Consider the following 3,900-nt stretch of genomic DNA (forward strand, 5'->3'; position numbering starts at 1 on the left):
CCGTTTGGCGTCGGACCACCGGCTGTAGCTGCTGTACCTCCCGAGAGGTTAAACGACGCATAGTTGGCCGCTGCCGTAGCTCCTTGCTGGCTGTGTGTCCAGAAGTAGATTGTTCCCGGATTATCGTTTAAGAACGATACCGCATTTACGGTAGATGGATATGGGTTTCCGATTAAGTTATTTCCAGAACTCGCTACAGTCACTCCAATCGCGGCATTACCGTTGTTCGGCACACCTTGGAAGAGTCCGTTGAAGGTTTGTGGCGTGGTTGGGAAGGTATTGGGAGCCCGAATCATGTATCCTTTAGCCAAATCGAACGTATTTGTACTTGGATTTATCTGCTCGAAATTGTTGGTGACTTCATTTAAGGTGTAGAAACGATTGGTCATTGTAAGTGGCGAGAACGCCAAAAGGTTTTGATTAGCTACGGGCGAGGACCAATACACGTAATCCAAGCGGCGCATGCTCGCCTGACGTTTAACTTGAATGGCTCCTGTGTTGGCTACATCGCGCACTTGAATCAAATTGGCGTTGTTCTCTACAATGAGTAAACCACCTGTGGCTACTTGTACTTTTCCATCTACAGTCAGATCAAAATTGCTATTTAAAGTTACCGTAGCTCCGGTGTTTACCACAACACCACACGCAGCCATATCGGAAGTGATGCTGTAGTTGGCATTAAACACAGCTTTGATTCCCGCAGCTGGAAGTCCGTTGCTCCACGAAGTGCCGTTCCAAACGGTTTGGAACGGTTCGGTGATCGTGAAATTGCGCGTATGTGTTTTCAGTTTACTATCGGTAACAGTTACGATGTAGTTACCAGCTGCAAGTCCTGTTGCAGTTGAATTTGTACCTCCAGTCGGACTCCAAGAATAGGAGTAAGGCGGAGAACCTCCTGTAACGTTGATCATCGCTGCTCCGTTGTCCTCACCATTACAGTTTACGTTAATACTATTTCCTGAGCTACTCATCGGTGGATTTGTCGTTACTGTGAAAACTTCAGAATTTAAAGAAGTTTCGTTAGCATGAACGGCTCTAACGCGATAATAATAGGTGGTGTTTGCTGCAAGTCCAGTAACTTGGGTATTTGTTCCGTTTACTGTTAGATCATTATAATTTGCTAACAGCGATTGATTTGAAGATAAAATAACAATGTTGTCAATTCGGTTGGTTCCTCCCGAAACAACGGCAGCTCCATTAACCGCTGTGTTCGATGTTACGAGCCAGCGCAAGAAAACTTGGGCTTTGTTGTTGCAAATTTCAGGAAGTACAATATTACTGAGTACGCCCGTTGTAAAGTTATTTGCGCATTGAATGTTAGTGGCGTTAGGCACATCTGTCCAAATACCGCTCGTTCCGATTCTATACTGTAATTTAAAATCTCTTGGTCCCGTGTTACTGGATTGTTGTGCTGATGAAACTCTAATGTTGTATCTGCCGGTTGTTACTAGGTCTATTTGCCACCATTTTGCTGCAACACTTGTCCAACCACTTGTGCTATATGCGTTGCCTGCAACTCCTGTGGTATAGGTTATAGCCACACCTGTATTTACAGATATTGTTTTGGTATTGTTGCCGTTACTGCTACTTGTTGCTGTAGTAGTATTTGTTGTAGCTCTCCATTCGGCTAAGGAAGATTCAGTTCCGAGGAAAGTTACAACTGTACTCACGTCGAGTTTATATGAAGCAGGCGTTGCACAAGGCGCATTCCAGTTTGCCTGAAATTCGTTTTCTAAGATATTTGTTGCTGCAGTGGCAACGGGCTTGTCGCTTGGGATATACGTGTATTTTAGAATCACGCCTGGATTTACTACAGTAGCTCCCGAACCCGTTGGTCCCGAAGTACTTCCACCACTATCGGTGATGATATAAAATTCTTTACCATTGGGAGCAATAACTACAGAACGAAGTCTGTTATTTGATGAAAATAGCTCCTGTGGTGTTCCTTCAATTGCAGAACCATCTGCAGACAATTTGCTTCTGAAAATGCGTCCAGCTTTTAGAGAAGTACTTAAAAGCGACTTATCCCAGCCGGGAATCCCACACGAATAACCTTCGTAAATCTTTAAAGAAGATGGTGCAATAGTGGGCCAAGTTAAGTAGCCACCACTAAAATCGAAGGTGTTATCTACGGTGTAAAAAGTAGCAACCGGTGGTTGAAAGTCGGTGGCATTAAAACTGCTTTCGGTTTGAGTCGTAGCACCAGTACCGCAGGTGTAATCGGAAAAAGCAATACTAGTACAATTGGTAGCAGTCGACCAGTTACAGTAGGTGTACGCCCGGTCGTCCTTGAAGCCGGATATTCTAGGCCAACCGTAGTTTTTTGCTGCAGTGATGATGTTTATTTCGTCGTCTGATTTCGGTCCGTGTTCGTTCGAATATAATATGCCGTTGCTTGAAAAGGCAATTCCTTGCGGGTTTCGATGTCCATAAGTAAAAATGTGGCTGCGTACATTGCCGAGTAGTGGATTGTCGGAAGGTATTGACCCATCTAAATTCATTCGGAGTATTTTTCCTTCGTAAGTGCTGTAATCGTTAGCAATTACCATAGCTGCGGTCGGTAAATCCTGTGAGCGAATTACCAAACACTTATTGTCGAATTGGTTTTTGCCCTGATCGCCAATGGTATAGTAGAGTTTGCCGTCGGGTCCGAATGCAAACTTAGCCGAGTTATGATCATTAGATCCGGGAAGGTTATCAAGTAAGACAAGCGGCGACGAAAGACTACCATCGGTTCCGTTGGCAGTAAATGTATAGCGAACAATTCTTAACCGCCGATTGGCGGCAGTGCTTGTGGTGGAATAGGTATACGATAAATATATGTAATCGTTGCCCGTACCTTGACCAAATTGTGGATGAAGTATAATGCCTAACAAACCATCTTGTCCGCCGTTGCGCCAAACTAAAGCGCTCATATCAAGAAGTAAATCGACCGTTCCTGTGGCAACATTAACGCGCTGAACACGTTCGCCAACTCGTTCAGTGAGATACAAAAAGTTATCTGGACCATAAACCATGTCGTAGGGATAATCAAATGTATTGTTGGGAACTAAAAGCGATTCAGTAAAGTTTTGGGCGTACACAGAAATAGAGAAGAAGAGGAGGAGTTGTAATGTAATTTTACGCATAGAAGTACCGGTGTGCTTTGATTGGTAATTTGTTTTTTTTGTACGGTGGCACACGTAACTTTCAGAGCAAACGGGCTGTCACCTTTTTCTTCATCAAAAGAATACAATTTATCGATAAAACAAATCATTTTGTCGATAAAATTTAAAGCTGTTTGAAAAAAATTATTGAGATATACGAGTTAAATCAAAGATTAGATTTAAAAAAGTTAATTTTTTTAACACTGTTCTCTTTTTTCTACATTCTAAGAGGTTATGACTTTGTGGAAACGGATTTTGCAGCCCTGATAGCATGGAAAGCCCGGAGGTAGTTTTTGTAGTTTTTGTTGATTGATGCATGCGCCCGAAGGAAGCACCGCAGCAACAACTAAAAAAACACAAAAAGTAACGAGGACTTGGAATAATAGCAGGAAATGCTGCCAAAAAACAAAAAGACTGCCAAAATGGACAATCTTTTCTTAATTAGAGAAAGATTTGAACTCTCGTTCGCCTCGGCGGAAATGAATCCACCGCGCCTCAGTTCATTAATGAAGTTCAAGCGATGCCCAAGAACCTAAAAACGGATAAAGCCCCTACGAAATCGTAAAGGCTTTATTCTTAAGTAGCGAGAGAGAGATTTGAACTCTCGTCCGCCTAGGCGGATATGAATCCACCGCGCCTTAGTTCATTAATGAAGTTTAAGCGATGCCCAAGAACCTAAAAACGGATAAAGCCCCTACGAAATCGTAAAGGCTTTATTCTTAAGTAGCGAGAGAGAGATTTGAACTCTCGTCCG

At 43.0% G+C, this 3,900-nt stretch carries 1 protein-coding gene; it reads right to left on the reverse strand.

Annotation, left to right across the window (positions count from 1 at the left end; translation table 11 throughout):
* Window positions 1-3,128 (reverse strand): glucose/sorbosone family PQQ-dependent dehydrogenase (locus Q0064_RS13880; RefSeq protein WP_298148806.1); only part of this gene is annotated, 3,128 nt, incomplete at its 3' end.
* Window positions 3,129-3,900 lie beyond the last annotated feature (772 nt).

The sequence above is a fragment of the Flavobacterium sp. genome (genome assembly GCF_027490375.1).
Taxonomy (GTDB): Bacteria; Bacteroidota; Bacteroidia; order Flavobacteriales; family Flavobacteriaceae; genus Flavobacterium.